The organism is Erysipelotrichaceae bacterium 66202529, assembly GCA_017161075.1.
In the GTDB taxonomy this organism is placed as follows: Bacteria; Bacillota_I; Bacilli_A; order Erysipelotrichales; family Erysipelotrichaceae; genus Clostridium_AQ.
The window spans coordinates 1,515,775-1,537,249 of the sequence record CP046174.1 but is presented as its reverse complement, the minus strand read 5'-3'; the positions used below and the strand labels follow the sequence as shown (position 1 = coordinate 1,537,249).

Sequence of the window (21,475 nt, the reverse complement as noted above, 5' to 3'; positions counted from 1 at the left end):
ATTGGATTACCTATTTTCTAATAATCATACGCATCTAATGTTACATTTGCAGATAATCTCAGCATAGTTTCACTCGATATGTTGGTATTGAAATTTGCAATCAATATCGCTCTACGGTCACTTACTGAATTGACTTCAATACTATCAGTCATTGTCAAATTTGATCCTGCTTTATTTCTAATGATGGCATTTGAAAGAGAGCATGTTGGTGTTTTCTCCATTGGCTCATAATCTAACATGAAATATGCCTTATTGCTTGTGATCTGATATGCCATGATGCTCACGGTTTTGATTATTAACCGTTTTCTACATTTTAGTTCTTCAATTGTTCTATCCCAGTATTGCATTCCTGTATAATAGTTGCCTAACTCTAGTTTGATTCGCTTTAAATTGATTTTTGTCCCACCATTAAGAATTATGCTTATATTATCATCCTGCATATTATCCATTTTAAAAATATTGATACCCTGCTTTAATACCTTTGTGCCGTTTGTGGTCACTCTTCCGCTTACCTCTCCTACTTCTATCATCAAAGTAGCAGTCCTGTTTATGATATTCATTTGTTGCCGGAATCCATGCGCTACTGTATCATTGTTCGTGATTGTGATCCCACCTTCAGGACGGATTATTTCTACTTTCACATTATAAGATCGCCACATATCAATAGTATATTCTAACTTATTGCCCACTTCATATGACAGTAATCCTTTTTGGTTTACCAAACCACTTACAAAATCACTATTGACCAGAATATTTGTATTCGGTGTCATCACCCCATTTTCTATCAATGCTCCTGTACCATCACATATTCTGGATTTTGTATCAATCTGGTATTGTAGATTACCGGCGGTATCTTCTGTTAACTGTCCTTTCACATGCTCAAACCATGCATCAAATGCATTCTGAAACTGCTGTGTAGGAATCCTTGATAATGTATCAGAAGCTAGACCACACAAAGTTTCATCTAAGATCACATCCTTTATCGATTCCTCTGTGATACTTCCTATACCATGATCGACATGGATATACTTGAGTACGAGTTCATAGCCTACTATACTTCTATCAGGCCAATAACCTACTGGATTACTTGCTGGTACCCCCTTTTTCAATAAAAGCTTCGTACTATTTGATTCTTTATCATATCGTAGGACGATTGCGTCTATCCTGTCGAGCACACTATCTGCTGCATCCAAATCAAATGTGATCGGTGATGTATTTCCATACACTACACCACCTCTTGTCCCTGTTCCAGTCTTTATGTATGCATACCCCTCACCAACTGTTATCTGCATACCACCAGATGGCCATGTTATAAAATCTTCTCTCGTTGCATTGATCACTCCACAGGTACGGCCAATAAACCACATTCGAAGATCATCAGCAAGATACTCTGTATCATCATGAGGGAAAGCTCTCTCTGCCATTAAATCATCCTTTCTTTACATAAGCGGTAAGCATACCTGTCAATTTCAGGCCGCCTTCATCCACTTCATCCAATCCCGTCAGGCGGAATAATTTTATGAATCCATACTTTTGTGATTTTATTTTTACAATATCTCCAAGCTGGTAATCTATTTTATAGATATAACTCTCATTGGTAAGATCAATCTCACACTGGAACTCTTCAATCTTCGGATGTTCTTTCAACACATTTATTCCACGCTGGCGTAATTGTTCATCATACTCAGTGTCTGTGAGCCTATGTTCTGTTCCCGATTCATCAAGCCATACTTTTTGCAGATCCTTTGCATCAACGAATACCTCGAAGCGTTCTCCACCGTCCGTCTGATCGACCTCTACAACCGTTCTCGCATTTCCTTCTCCTTCGCCAGCTACATATGCAAAATTTTTATAATCACTCATATTCTGCAGATATGATTCAGCAATCACATTATTCAATTCCTCCGAAAACAGTATATCTTCATTCTCTTTACATCTATAAAGTTGGATGACATTGAACTCATCTCCATCCTTCACCATCCTGTACCCATACCCTGTCTTCTTACATATTTCACTGAACGTTTTACGGATTTCTTGCCATGTTGTCTGCTGATCGATCGTAGTATCCGGCAACACGATGCCTGCAGTCGTGATAGGGAGTTTTCTCTTATTCTTATTCACAAGATCATAAAGCCCCTCCAGCACTTTTTTTAACTGCACCGTCGAGCGATTGATCCTGTTATTGAGATTATCCATGTGGCCTCTGATTTCAAGTTCCCGATCCTTGCTGTAAGTATATTCGATGAATCCTATCGTACCGTCATCCTGCCTGATCAATCTATTTCCTATTTGAAGGAGCTGTATATTTTCTTTCGTATCCAGAACATGTATTTCAAAAGTACCTGTTTCGTCATATCTTGGCATCCATTGTATGCTACTGTAATTCTGCAATATACCGATACGTTCATTTTGAGTATTATAGATATGATATACCATCAGACACCTACAAAAGCCGTTTTAAACATGATCATCACTTCAAGCCCTTCGTGATTATTGGCGGCGCCATATTTTATTGGATTGTCTCCAGGTTGCAACTGCCAGAAAACAGTCTCATCAGCAAGATACTTAAAGCCGTTTTCCGATTTTCCTGTAGATGCCTTGGTCAGTATTACTTTTTTCTGATTATCATATGTGCTGACATACAATAGATCATCCGGATTCAGTATAAACCCTTTTTTAAAACGGATGACTTCCTGAGTCTTTATGTTCAGGAGTTCGGGAGAGATTACAGCAGTGATAGCCCTGAATCTTGCAGCAAAACCTGTGACTAGTGAACCGTCGTTTATCACATTCTTTATAACAGCGAGACGCTGTTGAGATATCTTCCAAGGCTTCACATTAGAAAAACTCATTGGGAAACAGAATCGTGCATCATACCCTATAAACGAAGTCACCTTATCTTCAGTAGATTGCCAAACAGGGTAGTAAACATGAAAAACGAATTGGAATTGTTGATAACCGACATCATTCGATATATCTGGCGTTCTCTTTGGCTCGCCATCAAGAAAAAGATCTAGACCTTTGTCCGTGTCTATGAATCGGAGTTTGGCAGCAATGCATGGCATGACCGTATCGATCAGATTCCTTCTATGCTGATACGACTCTGCAAAATCGCCTTCGATCGTGATATCTTTTGTCTCGATCTTACTGCTTGCCGCCGATGCCCCAATTTGTGATGAGCCTGACACCTCTGTGATTGCAATATCTAAAGCCGATAAGCCTTCTATATTTGTCAGTCGAAACCCTGTATCCACAGAAAATTCGATCTCTCGTCCTAAAGAATTCTTGTATATATATCTTCTCATTTGCTCCACTCCATCCTTCTTACTGCGTCTCTCATTTCTCTGGACGCTTCGCTAGGTTTGACAGGACCATTCCCAACGAATGTAAGATTTTGATTATAATTGGTAATATTTGAGGAAGATCGTTCATTCCCTCTTGTTCGATTGATATCCATATGCGATTGAATATCCACGATTGCCATCATTCTACTCTGTTGTGCAACTATCGCAGACCGCAAACCAGCCAAAGTCTTATCCATGTCGATATCTTTGAATGAATCCACCATCTCTTTTGCTATGTTACCTACAGATGTAAGCAATGGTTTTTTCTTATTTTCAATACCTTTAATAGCACCCTCAGGAATATGTTCTGATTCTTCTTCAAAAGCTTTAGACGGAGAATGGATTCCCTATGTCTTTTTAAACTGCTTCAGAATTGCATCTGCAAGGGTTTTGGATGCACCCTTGAGTTCTTTCTGTTTTGATAACATCCCCTTGACCATGCCGTTCACCGTCTGCTGTCCGATACTCGTTGTCTTATTTGCTGTTTGTTCCAAGATCTTAGAGATGTCGTCATTGAATTTAGTCTGCACGGATTTGATCTGATCGGCGTAAAATTTATCCGAAACTGATTTGATAGCTTTTTCACGCTCTGTCCATGTCTTCACATAGGTATCTCTTTCTTTTTTTGACATTTTCATCAAAGCATCAGTGTACGCTTTTCCATCTTCAAATGACATGGAAGTGATCTCCTCCATCAGAGCTTTAGGCATTGTCTTTTTCAGAGCTTCCAGATTCTTGCCATACGCCTGTATTTCATTCTTACTTTTTGAGAGATCGGTAAGTAATGTATTTCCACTATCGTCTTTCGTTAATAAACGGTCATTTCCATCCAATGTCTGCGCGAGAGCTTTCCGCTTATTGACCAGTTCATCGTATTGTGACTGGGCCTGTTGCGCAAATTTATTTATAGATGCTGTTACAGATTTGATAGATGCATCTGTCTGTGTTTTTATAGCATTACTGTAGGTGCTTATTAGTTCTTTTCCGGCATTCTGAAATTCCGCCTTTGCTTTTGGATTCTGTTTCACAAGCGTAGCTACCGTCTTATTCACGATATCTGTTACAGATGATACTGCTTTTTTCTCACTAGCATTTACACCATTCGTATAACTTGTGATCATATTTTTGCCGATGTTTTCAAAATCGAAACTTTTGTTTGTTTTGGCAGTTTGTGACATCATCTGCGCGAGATGTACCATAGATGCTGCTGCACCCTTAGCAGATGAATTTACACCATTGACGACACCTTGGACTGCGAATTTTCCTATCTTTACACCTTTATTAGACGGTGAATGTTCATCCAGCCCCTGTTTGCTTGTGACTGCACTCAGCAAAGTATTTGCAATATTGATACCGGCAGACCATAATTCGTCACTTGCAGCGCTCGTCCCGTCTGCAACACCTTTTCCTAAAAAGTAACCAGCATTGTGTGCTTTATCTTTTCCAGCATTCACTCCGGATGTAAATCGTTCAGATCCACTCACACCTGATTTATATAATTCAGGTCCCAGAGTATCTGCTTTCTTGATGAGTAGCCGATTCATCTCAGCTACAGCTTCGGCAGGAGAAAGCTTTCTTTCCAATACTGCTTTTTGAATATTTTCGGGTACTGTCTGACCAGCCATTCCAGCTTCAGCCAGCATATCATTGAAGCTGATAAGTGCTTGCATCTGATTTACTGCATCTTCCGGCTTCAATTTCCCTTCAAGGATCTTATTTTTGATAGATTCCGGTATTTCTTCACCTGCTATATCGGCTTTTTTTAATGCATTGCTGAAGTCGATAAGCGTCTGGACTTGATCTGCAGCTTCTTTGGGCTTCAACTTTCCTTCCGCAATCTTCTGTTTCATTTTTTCAGGGATATCAACACCGGCTTGCTCAGCCTTTTTTAATACATCGCTGAAGGAGATCAGATTCTGCATTTGTTTCACTGCTTCAGATGGCTTTAGATTTCCACTTGCTATCCCATCAGTAAGGCTTTTTAGGAGCTCAATGCCGTTTTCTTTTGCATTTTTGAGCATATCATCATATTTAATGAGTGACTTCATTTCATTAACAGATTCAGGAACAGCGTAGGTTCCTTCTCTGATAGAATTTGCTATTTCTTTTGGAATTTCTTTTCCTTTCTTTTTGGCAAGGTCTGTTAGTTCAGAAAGTTTCTTTTCCAAATCTGCTGAATTTAAAGACTTTTGTGCATATTGGTCTGTCTTGTCATATTCCTTATTCAAATCACTCATTTTATTTTTTAAATCATCAACTGTTTTTTGAGATTTATTGCAATTTTCTTGAGCGTTTTTATAAGCTATAGTTGCATTTGCCCATGCTTCCATTTCTTTACTTCCAGCTTTTTCACCAGTTTCAATATATTTCTGATATGCTTTTTCTGTTGCTTCTTTTGCCTCTTTAAGCGCAATTTCATTTTTTGTATTTTGCTGTGTAGCCTCATCGAGCTTCATTTGTGCATCAGCCATGTCTTTAGCAATAGCGGCCATATTCTCTTGATAGGCTTTCGCTATAGCCAAGTCCTTTTGAGCTTTTATGTTTGACCTTATGGCATCTGTGGATTTATTCAAAGCATCTTTTTCGGCATCGTACTTTAAATTCAAATCCGGAACAATTTTGTTCAGTTCATCCACATAGTACTGCATCTGCTTCTTTTCAGCATTTGATTTATTTTCTTTTTTGCTTAATTCTTCAAGTTTCTGAGACATGATTTCAGCACTGCCAGCTTCGGCTTTTGAATTTTCGAGTGCTTCTTTTCTAGCTTCTTTGTTTGCCTCTAATGTATCATTCAATTCCTCATAATCATCCACAAGTTTTCTTGTGGCAACACTGTTTTCGTCCGTTGCGTCTCTTGACTTTATGGACATTACGATATATGCTCCTATTGCCGCGGCACCTGCCACAATAGCGGCCGTCAGTAAGCCTTGTGGACTTGCAAGTTGGGCTATTGCTAATGCTTCTTGTGCAGCTGTCTGCAGTGTTATTTTACCTGTAAGCAATGCCGTAGCTGTCTCCATAGCCCAAGTTCCTAATGTGTATGCTTTTTGTGCTGCTGCAGTTGCTAGAGTAATTGCATTGGCCATTTTCTGTTGATTTGAATAATAAAGCAAACCAGCTGCGATAGCTGACGTCACGGTAACGACTTCTTTTCCGTGATCAACAATAAAAGCAAATCCGTTTATCATGACAGGGATTGCGTCGGTAGCAAGGTCAAGTGCTTTATCTGCTACCGTTGCAATACCTTCGGCGCATTTATCCATTGATTTAGATAGCTTGCCCGAAGACATTTCCCTGGACAATCCCTCTACCTTCGTTATCGCCCCATCCACAGCCTTTTTCATAGGCTTTTCAAACTTCTCATATGCCTGTATGCCTAAGCCTTCCAGAGAGCTTCCTAAAATGGTTACTTTGCCCTTTAGGTTATCATTCATGGTCTTGGCCATTTTTTCGGCAGAGCCATCTGCTCCATTGATAGCTTTTGTCAATTTATCAAAGTCAGTATCACTTGCATTGACAATAGCTAATAATCCAGACATAGCTTCCGTCCCTGCGATAGCTGATGCATACTGTGTTTTCTGAGTATCTGATAACTTACTGAATTTCTGCCGCATATCCTGCAGCGTTTGATTTAGAGGTTTGGCTGAACCATCGGAATTTTTTATGCTAATTCCTAGCGTGTCCATAGCCTCAGCACATTCTTTTGGTGGTTTAGCCAATCGGGTGAACATGGATCTCAACGATGTACCGGCTTGCTCCCCTTTGATTCCGGCGTTAGCCATAAGGCCAATCGCTGTGGCAACATCCTCGACAGAGTATTTTAAGACACCTGCTAGAGGAGCTGCATATTTAAAGGTTGCACCCATCATTGACACATTGGTATTACTGTTGGAAGAAGCAGCCGCCAGAACATCCACGAAGTGTGCAGAATCTTTGGCCTGCAAGCCAAATGCAGTCAAGGCATCTGTTACGATATCAGACACGCTTGCAAGGTCCTCACCGGATGCTGCAGCAAGATTCATTATTCCATCAATACCGGAAATCATATCGGCGGATTTCCAGCCTGCCATTGCCATATATTGCATTGCTTCGGCTGATTCCGTAGCACTGAATTTAGTCTTAGCTCCCATCTCTTTGGCTTTTTCAGTTAAGGCTTCCAGTTCTTTTCCCGATGTGCCTGATATGGCAGCTACCTTTGACATGCCTTCTTCAAAGTCAGCCCCCACTTTTATAGCATAGGCACTGGCGCCGGCTAATGCAGTTCCAACGGCAGCAACACCTTTTGCTGCCAGTCCACTTATTTTCTTTACTCCTGTATCAAATCCAGACGAGTCTATCTTTGTATCAAATTTTAAAGAGCCATCTACGGCCATACATAACACCTCTTCTCAATGAATTTGTGTATGCAAGGCTCAATGGCTCTCTTAGTGCATTACTTAATTTTTATTTCTACTATTTCTCTGCAACGTTTACACTGTAAATATATACCTTCACATTTCGTTGTGTTGTCGAATTGCACCAGTCTTTTTCCGCATATCGGGCACATGTACCATTTTGTTGTATATGGTGCCGGTTTAACCTTATTCATCAGAACACACTCGCTATGTCTTCTTCTGACATTTCAGCCGCAGGAATAGCAATCTTACGTTGAATCTCGCGAATACGATTACGCTCTTTCTTGTCAGGTATATCTGATAACCTTATACTCCGGTACATTACCCGTTTCTTTAATTCGCTTTCTTCATTAAGTGCATTCAAAAGTGCGTTAAAGTGCCACCAATGCATATATCCAAAATTAAGGAGATCGATATTGTAATATTCGAGAAAAGCGCCAATAATGTAATCTTGATCATAGGTAAATGAAAACACATACAGAGAGTTTTTCTTTACATCACCACTGCTTTTTTTCTCGGTATTTAGGACGTTTCCCTGAAGAAATAGCACTATACTCTCAACCGCTTCTGCTATGTCTTCGGGCGCATCGTTTACAAAAAGATCAATGATAAGCAAAACTCTCTCTTCATCTGTCATTTCAGCATCCATTAAAGCCTCATTCAGGCCAATCCACCTTCTAAAATCAGAATCAATCTGATACAACTTTCCGTGTACCATGATTTCCTCAGGGTATTCTTCAATCAAAGCATTAAACATTAGTTAGTGCGTTTCTTTCCTTTATAGGGTTTACGTTTTCCTGAATACTTTTGAATGCGATCGTTGAACTCCCTTTGTGATTTTTGGCGGCATCGTTTTACAAACTCTAAAAAATCATCATACACACTGTCATAAAGATGCACATTCTTCCGACCTGCGAATATCTTTTCTGCTGTCCCTTTTCCAAAAATATTATCATATACAGCATCAAAAATTTCACAGTAGGATCTGATTTCATCAGATCGTGTTCCCTCTGTAACAACTTTTCTCGCATCTCTTTCAAGTTGCTTCATTGCATTGATGTATCTATCCATTGTATCGGCATCATCAAAATCAAATTCCAAAGTTAGACCATTTATCTTCCAAACTGGTACGTTATAATTCTGGCTCATAGGCTCACTCCTTTTTTTAGAAAAGGCTCCGACTTAAATATCGGAACCTTTATTTTCTGGTGTTGGTTCTACAATTTCGCATGTAGCCCAATTATCTTTTGTTGTAACCTCAATCTCCTCTTTATCAGATTTCGATTTAAAGTTTCCAGAATACGTATATGTATTCTCGTCATCCCCGTCAGAATCCGGGATGATTGCATAGTCACGTTTGATTGCGAAGAAGCTTCCCTCCGTCTTCCCTGGCTTTGTAAAATCGATATTGATAATAGTACGAATAGCATCATCGCCGACCTTTTCCCCATCAGAAATCGCAATAATTTCATCATGTACGGGATCATCAATATACTGATCGAATGCATATGCGATAGATGGTGCATATCCAGTAACGTCCGTATTCTCCCCTGCTTCATCCACGTATTTACGCGAATATTCATTCGGGTTGCTGGAACGGCTCAGGGAAGTGAAATGGCGCATACGGTTATATGTCGTTTCACTTTCTGCAACGCATCCCATGAAGGCAACCTTTTTTTCTCTTGTTACTAATTTGCTCATTTTAAGCCTCCTTTAAATATTGTATTTCCATTTGTATCTGATACCTCGCCACCGTTCCATCAGCGTCGAACAGGCATCCAGGTGACAACACCTCAATGCTCTCAACTTCAACGCCCGGAAACGCAGGCAGGTTATTACTTTTGTTCTGTATTTCTATCCATTCAGCCAGGCTTTCATAAAAACCGCTGTTCTGAATATTTTCGATCTCGCTTTGCGAATACACTTCGCTAGACATGAAGTCGAATTGATATCGTCGTAATGAACCGCCGTCACTATACTTCTTTACGATTGGACTGCAAACGAGTGGATCAATAGAATAATCTGTTGTAGTATCATCGAGATAATCGACGTATAGATGGCCGTCTTTTAGAATCGGACATTTGAGAAAGTAATCCCTGATAGATTCAATCATGCTTTTATTTTCCTGCAATCTTGCCAGCTCCTCTCAGTATTGTTTTTTTGTCCTTAGCTTTCATACGCTCGAACCAAAACGCTCCTCTTGTAGGCGCCCCATCGTAAACTAAAGGTTTATCAGTCACGGTCTTCGGTGCTCTTCCGACCATCACCTTGCCATAATATAAATACCTAGCTTTTGGATCAGCATACTGAACAAGACCTTCTCCGATTCGTGTGGTTCTTGCACCTGCCTTAATCAAGTCACCGTGCATTCGTGGAGTTAGTGGGTCTGAGCATCGTAAAACTTCGCTATCAACAAACTTTTGTGCTAATAAAAAAGCATTTGTTTTTCTTGGCCCGAAATCAGGTTTCCAATGAACAGTACCTTTCACTGTACCGCCTTTACTTTGCGCGGTTATCAGTTCGTTGCGTGGCGTTTCCATAGTTAAGAAGCCCCTTGAATACGGATGTGCTTAGAATATTCGCCACACTCTTTGTTTACTGTATAGGACATAATCATAAAGTATTCATCGTATTGCTCTGTGATACAGCCTGGCGTTATTTCTGGGAGCTGTTTGTGTCCTTTAACTACATAGTCACCCTTTGACATGATAAGCTCTGCAGGGGCATTTTTAAGTGGTATCCGCACACGAAATTCATTAGCTGATTTGACCCCTTTATCGGTTGGCTGAATCTGTAGCTTTGAATACCACGAACAGCCAGAAATCACCTGTTCCGTCCATACATCACACCTGTTCTTTTTATCAAAGAAAGCATGATAAATAGTGATGGTTTCATTGCACCCTAACATGCGGTAATACCTCGATACATAAGCCCTGTGCCTGCCAGATGCTTTGAGACAATCTGCCGTAATTCTTTGTTTATAACAGATACCGTTTTTTCATCCTTAAACGTAACACTATGACCGTCTGTTGATTCGCTTGATATGCCATTTCCTTTAGCTCTGTGGTCATTTGCAAACAGATACTCCATAAGCTCGCACATACATTGTTCGATGACAGTTGTTATTGGTAACCCCTTAACTCTTCCAAATGTATAGCGATCCAGCTCAAAGCGAGCCTTTAGTTCATATTTAGAAAAGGACTCTTGCGGAATCATATCTCCGTAAAAGTCCCTTGTGTAAAACTCATAGGTGGTATATGGCATATTGCCACCTCCTTTTTATTCTGTAGGCGTATCTGTTTCAAGCGCCTTATTTGCTTTTACAATTACTCCATCCGCAGTCGTAACTCGATAACCGGCATTGATTTCAATTTGTGCAAGTGATCCGACAAATTTTTCGGAATCAATGATGCGCATTTCCTCCAGGTTGTCTACGATGGAAAAGAATCGGTGATCATACATAACAAAATCAACGCCTGTCAGGTCTACAGTGTGCTTTACTCCTGCATGGTCATAATAGACAGCTGCAGAGTTTTCCATAGCGTTTGCCTCGTACCACTTCATGCCCAGCCAGTATCCTACCTGTCCGGTAGCAATCATTTCATCGTTTTTAGCTGGTGTAAACTGGTCACCGGCAGCCTCCAACATTGCAGTAAACACATCAACAGATGCAAAAACCACATCAGCTTTTGCTTTCTTTTTACGGATAGCTTTACGAGCATTCAAAACTGCTGATTTCACATTTTTTGAAGTAATAGCGGTAGTATCCGTTAGTTGTACGCCTTCCGTCGTTAAGCAAGCCACACCTGCTGCCTGATATCCTTCTTTCACATCGCTCAACGCCGTGGAAAATGTGGTGTCTGCCAGCGGGTAGGAAACTGCACCGGCCTGCACTTTGTAAATTTTCTTCGATTTGCGGAATGAGTTGTTCAAGCGAATATCAATCAGCTCATTTTCTGCCTTCGTGTCCTCGAAATCACCCGCTGGTGTCGTTGCGTCAGTAGCTCCGTCTGATTTCTGCTTATAGACCTTAACCAGACCACTATCTGCGTCCCCCTGGAAGTCTTCATTATATGTAACGCCTGGCTCCAGGATGTTGTCTGAATAAAGATTAGGCTCTACCAAAGAGCTGTATTTCTCATCCACGTTTAAATTTCCGTATTGCATTTAATATGCCTCCTTTATCCTCGGTAATATTTGTTTTTGCCGTATTTTCTTCGGCGATATTCTTCATCGTCTGTCATGGCAGGTGGTACATCAGACCCCTTACCTTTAGTAATGACGATGTTTTTCATAGATTTGAATTCTGGAACATCCTTTAACTGGATTTCCATTTCTTTTTTGATAGCCTCTTTATCAATGACTCCTTTTTCGTCGGCGAATTTGCTACGATCGCATAAAGCAATCAACTTTTCAAATCTATCATCACGCACCCCGAGCTCTTTCGCAATCGTCTTCGCTTCGTTGGTAACGTTCTGCATCAGCTTAGCTTTCTTAAACTCATTATTTTCTTTAATGATGTTATCAATACGTTCCTGTTCAGCTTTTGCTTTATTCTGTTTGGCTTCTTTGTACGCTTTTAACGCCTCATCCATCTCACTTCCAGTGATTCCTTTTTCCTTAAGAATACCCTTTAGTGCACCCTCCTCTGTTCTTGACTTGCGCTTCTCGATAGCCTCGGCCAGTTTGTCATAGTCGAGTTCTGGATTTTTGTTGCTCTGGCCTGCTGCTGGCGGGTCCTGTGGTGGGTCTGCTGGATTATCAGCAAATAACTGGATGTTGAGCTTGAATCTTAATAAATCTGTCATAAATCCTCCTGTTTAAAGGGTGTCGCCCTATTGCCCGTTTTACGTGTGTCGCACGATAATGATTCCCCAGTTTTTTAAGAGGTGTCACCTCATAAATATTGTCCGAAATACGGTAGCTTACGTTTAGGCGGATCGTTCATATAGCTGGTCCTTTCTGGTGTTCTGTGTCCACAAAAAATGCAGGTATCGTGATATTTCACAACCCTGCAATTAAGTTTTTTATCAAAATATTCTATTTTATGATAAGTATACGCATGACGACACATCACTCATCCGCCTTACATTCTCCGATAATCTGTGATGTAATACTTGATGAACCGTTTTTTCCAATTCTGTAAATCCAAATTTTATGCCCTTCAATGCACTTTGTTTCTTCTTTTGTATAAGTGCTCATGTCGTCTTTTGCTTCATTTACCTGTGCACAACCTACTAAGAAAATACCGCACATGGCGGTAATCATAATTTTTCTCATATCCTTTTCTCCTTGTAAAAAGCACCCAGTTTATGAGTGCTTAATTGTTCATGAATTCATCGTAATCTTCTTGTGAGATGATACCGTCCTTTAAATTTTTTAATATATCCTTGTGGATTTCTTTGAATTGTTCCTCTGTGAGATCACTCTTATACAATCTTTCTGGTTTGAGTGGCTCTGTCCATCGTGGATGAGAAAACTTTTTATGTTCCTTATTTTCCATGCTTCTTTTCCTCCAGCCAGATATCCCATATACCATCCTTTTCTAGTATCTTTTTTACCATGAAAACGGCATCTCTCTCAAATAAAATCTCATTTTCGTTGCCATTATATTGCCGTATATCTTTTCCATATCGAGAACTTATATGCATCTGGACTTGTCCATCTTCATTATACATCAAATCAGTGGTAGTTGATATATATTGATTATACCTTATCGGTAAACCAGCCTTATGCATACTTATATATTTATCAATATCCTCATCATACATAAATGAAAGGGACCTATTCACTTCTCCTTTGTAAGCCTTTGTTTTGCTCAATGCTGCATCAAGATATCTTACAAAACTGTCTTCTTCTGGAGTAAGCTGCTGTTTATCTCTCAGTTTTTCGTTAATTTTATACGAATCACTGCTTATGTATCGATTGAGTGCTCCGTATTCCTGCTTGGTCAATACACCTTTCTTTTTATAGCTCCCCCTCGTTCCCAGTGAATCCATGTAAATGCGTTCCTTTTGCTGCCGAAGCTCCATTGTATCAGAGAATTTCACATACTCGTCCATCGTAGCACGGTATCGTGCCTGCATAGTCAGGATATCAAAAGCATCACCTTCTCCATCCTGTAGCAATTTTATTGATTCACGCTGCGCTCGCATGCGCGTTTCCAGCACTCGTTGGCGTTGTGTGGCTGTATATGCTGTATATTCTTTACCAGCAAAGGTACGAATCTGATCTTCTTTTTCATTTTACTGCCGCAGCCAAGAATCAGACCAGTTACGTTTTGATACACCTTTGATAAATGGATAGTATAGGTGATAGCAATTATTGCCTAAAAGACCGTCTGCTGTGCCAAGCCCACATACAGTCGCAAGCTCTTCCCGACTCCATACCTGGCCATGCCAAGCCCTATGCGTTGGTCTTGCATTTGCGTGCCATGCTACCTCGTAATCGCTGGTACCAAGCTGCTCTGCGTTATATTCGGCCATCTGCCCCGCAAGGTTTCCGAGGCCAGTGAAAACGCTCCTGCGGCTCGCTACCACTATCCTGTTGTGATGACCAGATTCGTAATCAATCCAGCGGATGCCGCTGTTTGTCATTTGTCTTACGGTTTTTCTGAGTGTCGTGTTATAGTCAAATGATCCTGTGGTTATATCTGTCATAGCTTCGTCGAGAGTATCTTTGTAAAACTTCGACAACTCCTTGAATACCTGACCGTTTCTATCGTTTACCACGAATCCCATCGTTTTCGTAATGTTCCGCATTTCATTTTTTGTTTGTTTCCTGGCTGCCATTACAAGTTGCCTTACAAACGCATTCTTTTCGTAAGGTATGAACGACTTTCCCACAGCTTTATATAGAGCTTCGTTGTCTATATATTCTGTTTTCAATGCTTTATCGTAAATGGAATCTATATACGCATCTGATGCGTTGAGCGTTTCCTGCAGCATGTCTTTGATTTCTTGGTCACTGTAACCTAAATCGGATAACCGGTTCAGTTGAAAGTCTGCTGTACGTGTAATAACTTTTGCATCTTTTAGACGTCTTACAACATCCAACATAATACGCTGTTCCAAGTCTAAGAAAAACGCCTCATTACCATACCCGAAACGCTCAATGTCATTTGGTGTCATGGCATCACATCAGCCTGCTGTGGAAGGTTTTTCAATGCCGTTTTCTCATCCTCGCCCTTCCACTTCATTCTGTATTCCAGCAAGCTCATAACACCCATTGCAACGTCTTTGCGGTCGTTCTCCTGCTCTTTTTCAGCATCCACAATAATACTATCATCCCAGCTGTAAATCTCCTGTATAGCACCATCTGGCACAAGTCCATGAGCTGTACACATGTTATCCATTACATGCACCAGATTCGATATAGCGATTTCAAGCGATTCCTGGATGTCTTTTACTAATTGGTAAGACCTCTGTTTGCTGCTTTTGATTTCTTCGGCTGTTTTATCAACGTTCTGAGGATCGCTCAGCGTGCCATAAGCAAGACCGCAATTATACTCTATTCTTTTGAGTATCTTATCTAGTCCTCGCGAAAATGATTCGTCACGAATTTCAGGGCTGAAATGCTTAAATAATTTTGCACCTGTATCGGAAATAGTATACCCGTCATACGTTCTGAACAATCTCTCTTTTCCTTTTGGCAGCATTTTCGTTCCGTAGATATCTTCCTCGATCATAGAAGTATCTACCTCTATCGCTGTTTCTTTGTTTTCGAATTCCCAGTCCATACGTGATGCTTGTATATCTGCTTTTTTGATATCTTCAATGGCCCTTGCATATACAGATACACCCAAGGGGCTTTTACGCTCTATATTGTTTGCAATCGGAATTTTAAAGAAAGAAAAAAATGGCCCGTCTACACCAGAAATATTCACATCCGGTTCAATATCTGTCCATTCTTCTATACTGCTGAGCGGTACTTCTATTCCAAGATTGCGTATCTCGTTCGTATCAATCGATACATCTTTTGACATAAAGCATTTATTCTGAATCCTATAGCTTTTTTCATTCTTGTAATCATGTATTTCCAACCTAGTATATTTCCTGTTACCTTGAAATTTATACGACGGAAATATGATGCCGGTGATTTTCCCGTTATCATCAAATCGGAAAGGAAGCATTTCATCTTGATATGTAAAATCAAGCAGTATATTATCATTACTCACATATGGTTTAAACACCACGCCTCCAACAGAACAGGCGATTTCGATGATATTCTTTTTATTGCTTTTAAATCCATTAAGCTGTTCCCCTATGAAATCTGCCCGCTCAGAACCGCTTATCTCAATCGTATTCTCGATCGTAACAAGTCGTGCGATTTCGCTTGCAACCGATGCGGCTATATTCAAAGTTTTAACATCCTTGTTCAGCCAGTCTGATTCGTTGATATAGGCTTTTTGCCACCTTCTGATTGCCTGCTTCATTTTTGGCGTTACAGCGATGTTGATTCCCAGTTTTTCCTTTATTCCATCAGATTTTAAATCCATTATTTATCACCTCTTTCCGTCACTGGTAACAATAATCTAAGATAGCGCCACATACCCATGATGTAGTATCTCATTGCATCACAGCAGTGGTCATTTGTCTTCACTACTTCTTCTTTGCCTTTATCCAGCAAATCCTTGTTGTATTTATACAATCCAAGCTCTTCCTTTAGATGCCTCTGTTTCTTGCATATGAATAGCTTCATGAAAGAAAAAAACTTCTGTGTCCGTTCGATTCCAAGTTTCACAGAATTCTCGGCTGGTTTTATTTTAGCTCTCGGCAGTATACGTTTGATTTCCTCAGCAAGTCCTCGTGCAGATGGATCTATGAACACAGCTTCTATCCTTTTCCCCGTCAAACGTTCGATTTCTTCATAATATTCTTTAAAATCTTTGGCGTATTCACTCGGCGGCTTCTGATGGCCACTTTCTCGGCCCGAATGATAATATTCTGGCAGTCCTTCAACTCTCATTTTGCTTTGATTTAACCCAAACGCCTGGAACGTCGTAGCGTTCAGCTGACCATAATCAATGCCAATCCCTATATGTATCAAATCCTCATAAGACGCTTTTTCTATTTCATGGTCTTTTTTAAACATATAGTAAACAACTTCTGCCAGCCCGGTACACATACCTAGCCATACCCACTTATACATTTCTGGATCAGCCTGCAGCATAGCCTCAGCTGATTGTATAAGTTTTTTCCCAAGCCATGCTACTGGTACATCTTTGTATGTAACATGTGCGTGGATGGCATCAGAACGTTTTTCCATGCTCCTCAGCCATTTCATAACTGGCGCCTGTTCATTCTTCGGTGGATTGAATAAGTACATAATGCGAAAGAAATCATCATTCCCTCGAACAAACGTAGCTTCTATGTTCGCTATTTCATCGGCACCTTCCCCTTTGTCAAAAAACTCCGTTAATTCATCTAGGACTACGAGCTTTATTTTATTTTCTGCATCGATCATACCTTTTGTATCATCGATAGAATCAGAACCAGTAAAATATATAGTATTGCCATTAGGTCTATAGGTTATCTGCATGGGGCTTTTAGTTATTTTAAACAAATCTTTGCTTAAACCCAAGCGCTTAATAGCCCTCTCACATTCTCTATACACAGTTTTACGTAATTGGTTATGGTGCTTACGCATTATCACAGCGGCCGAATGTGGTTCGGACACTAAAAGAAAATCTGCCATAATCGCCATTGCTGACGATTTAGTTCCTGCTCGTCCCGATGTAAGTATCTGGTGCATATGTTCTCGGTCATTTACAAGTGGTTGAAATTTTGGAATGATAATGTCACTCAGCTTAACTACTTTAGATGTCATTTATGATCATAACCTTTTCGTCTCCAGTATTCTTGTCATCAATCTTCTCAAGACGTTTAACTAGTTCCTTGCTGGCGTCAAGTCTATCTCGCAGGGCTGCATCTAATCCAAACTGGTCCTTTTCAGCTCCACGCATGACTGCAGTATAAAACTCCATGACTTCTTTAATGTCGGCGATTTTCTTATCTTCGACCTTTTTCATGACCTTTTTCATGTATTCTTGGACGCTAACGTTTGTTAACAGACGAGCAGCACCAGCCCTTGCTCCTTTTGGGCTATATCCAGCCTTTATATAAGCATCGGTTTGTGAAAGGTTATCCTTACATAGATACAACACAAACGCCTTTTGTTTCTCATTTATTTTCACGAGCTATCATCCCTTAATAAGTCAGCGAGGAATTGAACCACGTCTAATGCTTTATCAAAGTAATAGCTATCTTTCTGCTTTTCTCCATCTGCATCTATGTATGTTGTAAATACTGTATACTTAGTACATATGCAATCGTGCTTATCTGAATAGAATTGTGACCTGTTGATACAATACACTTTGCCTTTGGCTTTTAATGCCTTCTGCAGCTTGTTTATTAAGGTGTTTAGATTATTGCTCATTAGATCACTCTCCTTTCTTCGTTTTAAGTTGCTGGCATGAGTACAGGCTCTGCTCCGGGTGCTACTGTATCTGCATCCACATATTTTAATGTCTGATGTGGCACAACCCTTTTATACAGCTTATTAAACATCTCTTTACGTACGACATAAACCTTAGTTCCATTTTGCACAACCCAATCTCCGGCCTCCATGTTTACTATAGCGCCTTCTTTGCTTTTCACTGTAACGCTGGCATATCTGGCGATGATGTTTTTGGGAGAAAGCTGTTCAGCTCTTACTTTTTCTCCTGTTTTCTTGTTTATGTATATCACGTTATCATTCCTTTCTTGCTAAAAGAAAAGCACCCTTTAGGTGCTAATCATTATGTATCTCAAATACCTTAATAATATTCCTGCTGATTATCTCAGAAGAATCGCCACTTTCTAATCTTCTAATTTTGTATCTTACTACCATTTTCACATATAATTTTGTATTACTCAGAAATGGAATTTCATCGTCATGCACCTTATCTAGAAAATCTTGATCACTGATGATGCAAGATATCTTTTTACCATTAAAAGTCAGCCCCCATTGCGACTTTCCATTTAAATCTGGTTTATTTACTTTAACCCATGTTATAACTTCGTTCTCCTCTATCTCTTTATTAAATTTATCTACATCTTGAGGAATTGATAAATAAGATAGATTTTCCCTATTTAAATCCAAATAATCTTTGTTTCCTTTTTCATCAACAAATTCGTAAGATAGACCTGTTCTATCATTATCATTTAAAACAGTTTTTGCTGTAGTAGCCATTCCTTTTTCAACATCGTTATTGTATATATTTACAGTCATTGTATTAGCATAATAAATATCGCCGTATTTATTTTCTATTTTAGTTACATCATCATTCTTAATGAGTTCTTTGGGAGGATTTCCTTTTAGAAATTTTCTTATTTCTAACACTTCTTTATAAGCTTGTATGACGGTAGGTACCATAGGTATAATTGTTGGAGCAATTTCCATTATTTGCTCAATATCTATTACAAAACTACCCTTCTGTATGTTCAAAACCTTAAATTTACAAAAATCATTCTCACTTATCAGATTATTAGATAAATTCTTCAATGTATCAACTGTGGCGTTTAACGATACAGATAATGTTTCTAAATCAATATCATTCTCCCCACCAAACCGCATAATAAGTTTTTCAGATATCATGATAAAATCCCCTTTAAATTTGCTTTTTCTTAAGTACATTTTATCACACATCCTCTCACTTTTAAATTATAATCTATATTATTACATTATCTATGTAACAAAACTAAATTAAAAGCACCTCATTAGGTGCTTTTCTAGTCTTCCTTTTCGATTTTAACGGTACCGTTACCAGGTTTCAATTTGTATTTTTTGCGACATACTGCACATACTTTGTGATATACACAACCTGGTTCTCCGTCTACTCTGATACTTTGCTTGTTTTTGCCACAATAAGGACAGTAAACATCTACGAAAATAGCCATTATATTATCACCTCTATCTAAAGCATACAACATATCACGATAAATAAAAAGCCCCATTAGGAGCTTTTATGCTGGTAAGTCCGCTTAGGATTCCTTACCGCTTTTCCTTTTGGTTATTCCGCCACCAGGGCAACCAATATATCTAGCAGGTTTTCTCATTAGTATGAGGTCCTTCCCTGCTTTGATATTGACTTTTGGGTGTATCTCTAAAGCAAGAAACCTACTACCCTAATCTACAGACGATATACGGGTGGGGGAATCGCCTGTAGATTACGGCAGGCATCCGAAGATGCCGCGTAAGTAAACCGTAAGGGAGAAAAGTGAAGCAGAAGGAAGAGTATTGCACCTCATCCCCCGTACTTCTACGCTATCATAATACCACGGAAAATGTAGAACTGAGTTCCATTATTTCAAAATTTTCAGAATTTCTTCATTCATATCACGGTACATTTTCCCTTTGCTCCGATTATGGTCATACGCTATATCATCATGCCTTTTGTTTCTGTCAATATAGCATTCAGTTATCATATCGACTACTTCACCATCAGCAATATTATTAAGCACCTTATTCACAATCACTGTATCGTATAGCAATGCAGCTCTCTCCAATAAAAGCTCATCTTTCTTTTCGACCAAGTAATGATCCCATACATGGCTTGGGTCACCAGCATTCTCAATGATAACATCCTTCATTACAACTGAGCTCACACCATACATATCGTTCATTATTTCCTCATACTTCAACCGGTTCGCTTCTATCTTGGACAAGTTTCTATGATAGTTCCGACACTTGTTGTAGAAGTCTTTGCAGATTTCTTTGTCCTTCCTCTTCTCTTTCTTTGATTTCATCAATACACCTCTTCCAGATACTGTTGCAGTTCTTCTGCTGTGTAGAATAACAACAAGAGATTGGCTTCGTGCAGAATATAGCCATCATATCCATTCACCCTTACTTTATCGATCTCCACGCTATACTTTTTAGCTAATGTGGTATATCTCATTCTTTTTCCTCCTGTACATCACTCCATACTGGTTCAACATAAACAGCACCGCCGCATCCGTAATGGTCAAGGCAGCATATTTTTATATACAGAACCAATAGCCTTGTTAAAAAGCTATACGGATTTCTAACCACATAACTTTTTGATATTTGATTTTCATTGTTGTCTTCCGCATAAACACGATATTTAATCACTCTATTCGTCCCTCCAATTGCTTCCTGATAAATTCTATTGCATTCTTAATGTAAGCTGGTTCCTGGTTGCTCCAATTCAGCATATCGAACATATCATGTTGAAGTGTGATAGCGTAATCTTTTCCATAAGCACCATTGTACCAGAAATTGATTTCCTTGTAAGGCTCCTCTTTGTAGGCTCTCAGCTCACCGCTCTGGTTTCTTGCAGCAAAGCGATAGCCAGCAGCGTATAATGCTTCTAAATCTCTTAACTTCACTTGTAAAGTATTGCGCTCCTGCTCACTCATCTTCTTTTTCATTCTTCACCTTCTTTCGATTTAAGGGACACCAGTGTGGTGCCCGTGTAATGATGGGATTATCTGGATGTCCATAACATACGAAATCATTGTCTGTATATTCTCGTGCACTCATATGATTGCAATAATACATCATGCGTCCTTTATACTCACTATGAGTATTGAAGTATTTACAATTTACACATTTCTTCATTCAGATTTCCTTGTTGTGATACGATTAGAAACTCTATAAGAGCCTCTTTTATTACTTCTGGATGTGTTTCCTCTAATTTTTTTATTCCTGCTGTAGAAGGTCTCTTTAACACCT

The 21,475-nt window shown here is 39.5% G+C and carries 24 protein-coding genes and 1 pseudogene; all 25 read right to left on the bottom strand.

What is annotated here, in order from left to right; genetic code table 11:
- Positions 1–17: 17 nt before the first annotated feature.
- Positions 18–1,424 (bottom strand): hypothetical protein, encoded by a 1,407-nt coding sequence (locus GKZ87_07305; protein QSI25303.1) that lies wholly within the window; start codon positions 1,422–1,424, stop codon positions 18–20.
- A gap of 4 nt (positions 1,425–1,428) precedes the next feature.
- Positions 1,429–2,436 carry a hypothetical protein gene (locus tag GKZ87_07300; GenBank protein QSI25302.1) on the bottom strand — a complete coding sequence of 336 codons (1,008 nt, stop codon included), beginning with the start codon at positions 2,434–2,436 and terminating at the stop codon, positions 1,429–1,431.
- Positions 2,436–3,305 carry a hypothetical protein gene (locus GKZ87_07295; protein ID QSI25301.1) on the bottom strand — a complete coding sequence of 290 codons (870 nt, stop codon included), beginning with the start codon at positions 3,303–3,305 and terminating at the stop codon, positions 2,436–2,438. The genes GKZ87_07300 and GKZ87_07295 overlap by 1 nt, the downstream gene beginning before the upstream one ends.
- A 386-nt stretch (positions 3,306–3,691) precedes the next feature.
- A complete protein-coding gene (locus GKZ87_07290) occupies positions 3,692–7,717 on the bottom strand; it encodes a phage tail tape measure protein (protein ID QSI25300.1) in 4,026 nt (1,341 codons plus the stop codon).
- A 214-nt stretch (positions 7,718–7,931) separates the two neighbouring features.
- Positions 7,932–8,495: a hypothetical protein gene (locus GKZ87_07285; GenBank protein QSI25299.1), complete on the bottom strand. Its 564-nt coding sequence runs from the start codon at positions 8,493–8,495 to the stop codon at positions 7,932–7,934.
- Complete coding sequence (locus tag GKZ87_07280) at positions 8,495–8,887, bottom strand: hypothetical protein (GenBank protein QSI25298.1); 393 nt, start codon at positions 8,885–8,887, stop codon at positions 8,495–8,497. The genes GKZ87_07285 and GKZ87_07280 overlap by 1 nt, the downstream gene beginning before the upstream one ends.
- Positions 8,888–8,920: 33 nt before the next feature.
- The gene (locus tag GKZ87_07275; protein QSI25297.1) at positions 8,921–9,439 is read right to left on the bottom strand and encodes a hypothetical protein; all 519 of its coding nucleotides are present in this window, start codon (positions 9,437–9,439) and stop codon (positions 8,921–8,923) included.
- 1 nt (position 9,440) lies between these two features.
- Positions 9,441–9,851, bottom strand: a complete 411-nt coding sequence (locus GKZ87_07270) for a hypothetical protein (protein QSI25296.1) — start codon at positions 9,849–9,851, stop codon at positions 9,441–9,443.
- 4 nt (positions 9,852–9,855) lie between these two features.
- Positions 9,856–10,278: a hypothetical protein gene (locus GKZ87_07265; GenBank protein ID QSI25295.1), complete on the bottom strand. Its 423-nt coding sequence runs from the start codon at positions 10,276–10,278 to the stop codon at positions 9,856–9,858.
- Positions 10,279–10,280: 2 nt separating this feature from the next.
- Entirely contained in the window at positions 10,281–10,646 is a 366-nt protein-coding gene (locus tag GKZ87_07260) for a hypothetical protein (protein ID QSI25294.1), read from the bottom strand.
- A complete protein-coding gene (locus GKZ87_07255) occupies positions 10,640–11,002 on the bottom strand; it encodes a hypothetical protein (GenBank protein ID QSI25293.1) in 363 nt (120 codons plus the stop codon). The genes GKZ87_07260 and GKZ87_07255 overlap by 7 nt, the downstream gene beginning before the upstream one ends.
- Positions 11,003–11,017: 15 nt before the next feature.
- Positions 11,018–11,905 (bottom strand): hypothetical protein, encoded by an 888-nt coding sequence (locus GKZ87_07250; protein ID QSI25292.1) that lies wholly within the window; start codon positions 11,903–11,905, stop codon positions 11,018–11,020.
- A gap of 14 nt (positions 11,906–11,919) precedes the next feature.
- Positions 11,920–12,546 carry a hypothetical protein gene (locus GKZ87_07245; GenBank protein ID QSI25291.1) on the bottom strand — a complete coding sequence of 209 codons (627 nt, stop codon included), beginning with the start codon at positions 12,544–12,546 and terminating at the stop codon, positions 11,920–11,922.
- 265 nt (positions 12,547–12,811) lie between these two features.
- Positions 12,812–13,018 carry a hypothetical protein gene (locus GKZ87_07240; protein ID QSI25290.1) on the bottom strand — a complete coding sequence of 69 codons (207 nt, stop codon included), beginning with the start codon at positions 13,016–13,018 and terminating at the stop codon, positions 12,812–12,814.
- A gap of 40 nt (positions 13,019–13,058) precedes the next feature.
- On the bottom strand, positions 13,059–13,241 hold the full coding sequence (locus GKZ87_07235) for a hypothetical protein (GenBank protein ID QSI25289.1): 183 nt from the start codon (positions 13,239–13,241) through the stop codon (positions 13,059–13,061).
- A gap of 490 nt (positions 13,242–13,731) precedes the next feature.
- Positions 13,732–14,868, bottom strand: a pseudogene (locus tag GKZ87_07230) (minor capsid protein).
- The gene (locus tag GKZ87_07225; protein ID QSI25288.1) at positions 14,865–16,235 is read right to left on the bottom strand and encodes a hypothetical protein; all 1,371 of its coding nucleotides are present in this window, start codon (positions 16,233–16,235) and stop codon (positions 14,865–14,867) included. Before GKZ87_07225 ends, GKZ87_07230 begins: the two are co-directional and overlap by 4 nt.
- Positions 16,235–17,566, bottom strand: coding sequence for a PBSX family phage terminase large subunit (locus GKZ87_07220; GenBank protein QSI25287.1), 1,332 nt, complete (start codon positions 17,564–17,566; stop codon positions 16,235–16,237). The genes GKZ87_07225 and GKZ87_07220 overlap by 1 nt, the downstream gene beginning before the upstream one ends.
- A complete protein-coding gene (locus GKZ87_07215; GenBank protein ID QSI25286.1) occupies positions 17,556–17,933 on the bottom strand; it encodes a terminase small subunit in 378 nt (125 codons plus the stop codon). Before GKZ87_07215 ends, GKZ87_07220 begins: the two co-directional genes overlap by 11 nt.
- 265 nt (positions 17,934–18,198) lie before the next feature.
- Positions 18,199–18,486, bottom strand: coding sequence for a hypothetical protein (locus GKZ87_07210; GenBank protein ID QSI25285.1), 288 nt, complete (start codon positions 18,484–18,486; stop codon positions 18,199–18,201).
- A 43-nt stretch (positions 18,487–18,529) separates the two neighbouring features.
- Positions 18,530–19,414, bottom strand: coding sequence for a hypothetical protein (locus tag GKZ87_07205; protein QSI25284.1), 885 nt, complete (start codon positions 19,412–19,414; stop codon positions 18,530–18,532).
- A 668-nt stretch (positions 19,415–20,082) separates the two neighbouring features.
- Complete coding sequence (locus tag GKZ87_07200; protein ID QSI25283.1) at positions 20,083–20,526, bottom strand: hypothetical protein; 444 nt, start codon at positions 20,524–20,526, stop codon at positions 20,083–20,085.
- A gap of 148 nt (positions 20,527–20,674) precedes the next feature.
- Positions 20,675–20,872, bottom strand: a complete 198-nt coding sequence (locus tag GKZ87_07195) for a hypothetical protein (GenBank protein QSI25282.1) — start codon at positions 20,870–20,872, stop codon at positions 20,675–20,677.
- Complete coding sequence (locus GKZ87_07190; GenBank protein QSI25281.1) at positions 20,869–21,171, bottom strand: hypothetical protein; 303 nt, start codon at positions 21,169–21,171, stop codon at positions 20,869–20,871. Before GKZ87_07190 ends, GKZ87_07195 begins: the two co-directional genes overlap by 4 nt.
- Positions 21,152–21,361, bottom strand: coding sequence for a hypothetical protein (locus GKZ87_07185; GenBank protein ID QSI25280.1), 210 nt, complete (start codon positions 21,359–21,361; stop codon positions 21,152–21,154). Before GKZ87_07185 ends, GKZ87_07190 begins: the two co-directional genes overlap by 20 nt.
- Positions 21,362–21,475 lie beyond the last annotated feature (114 nt).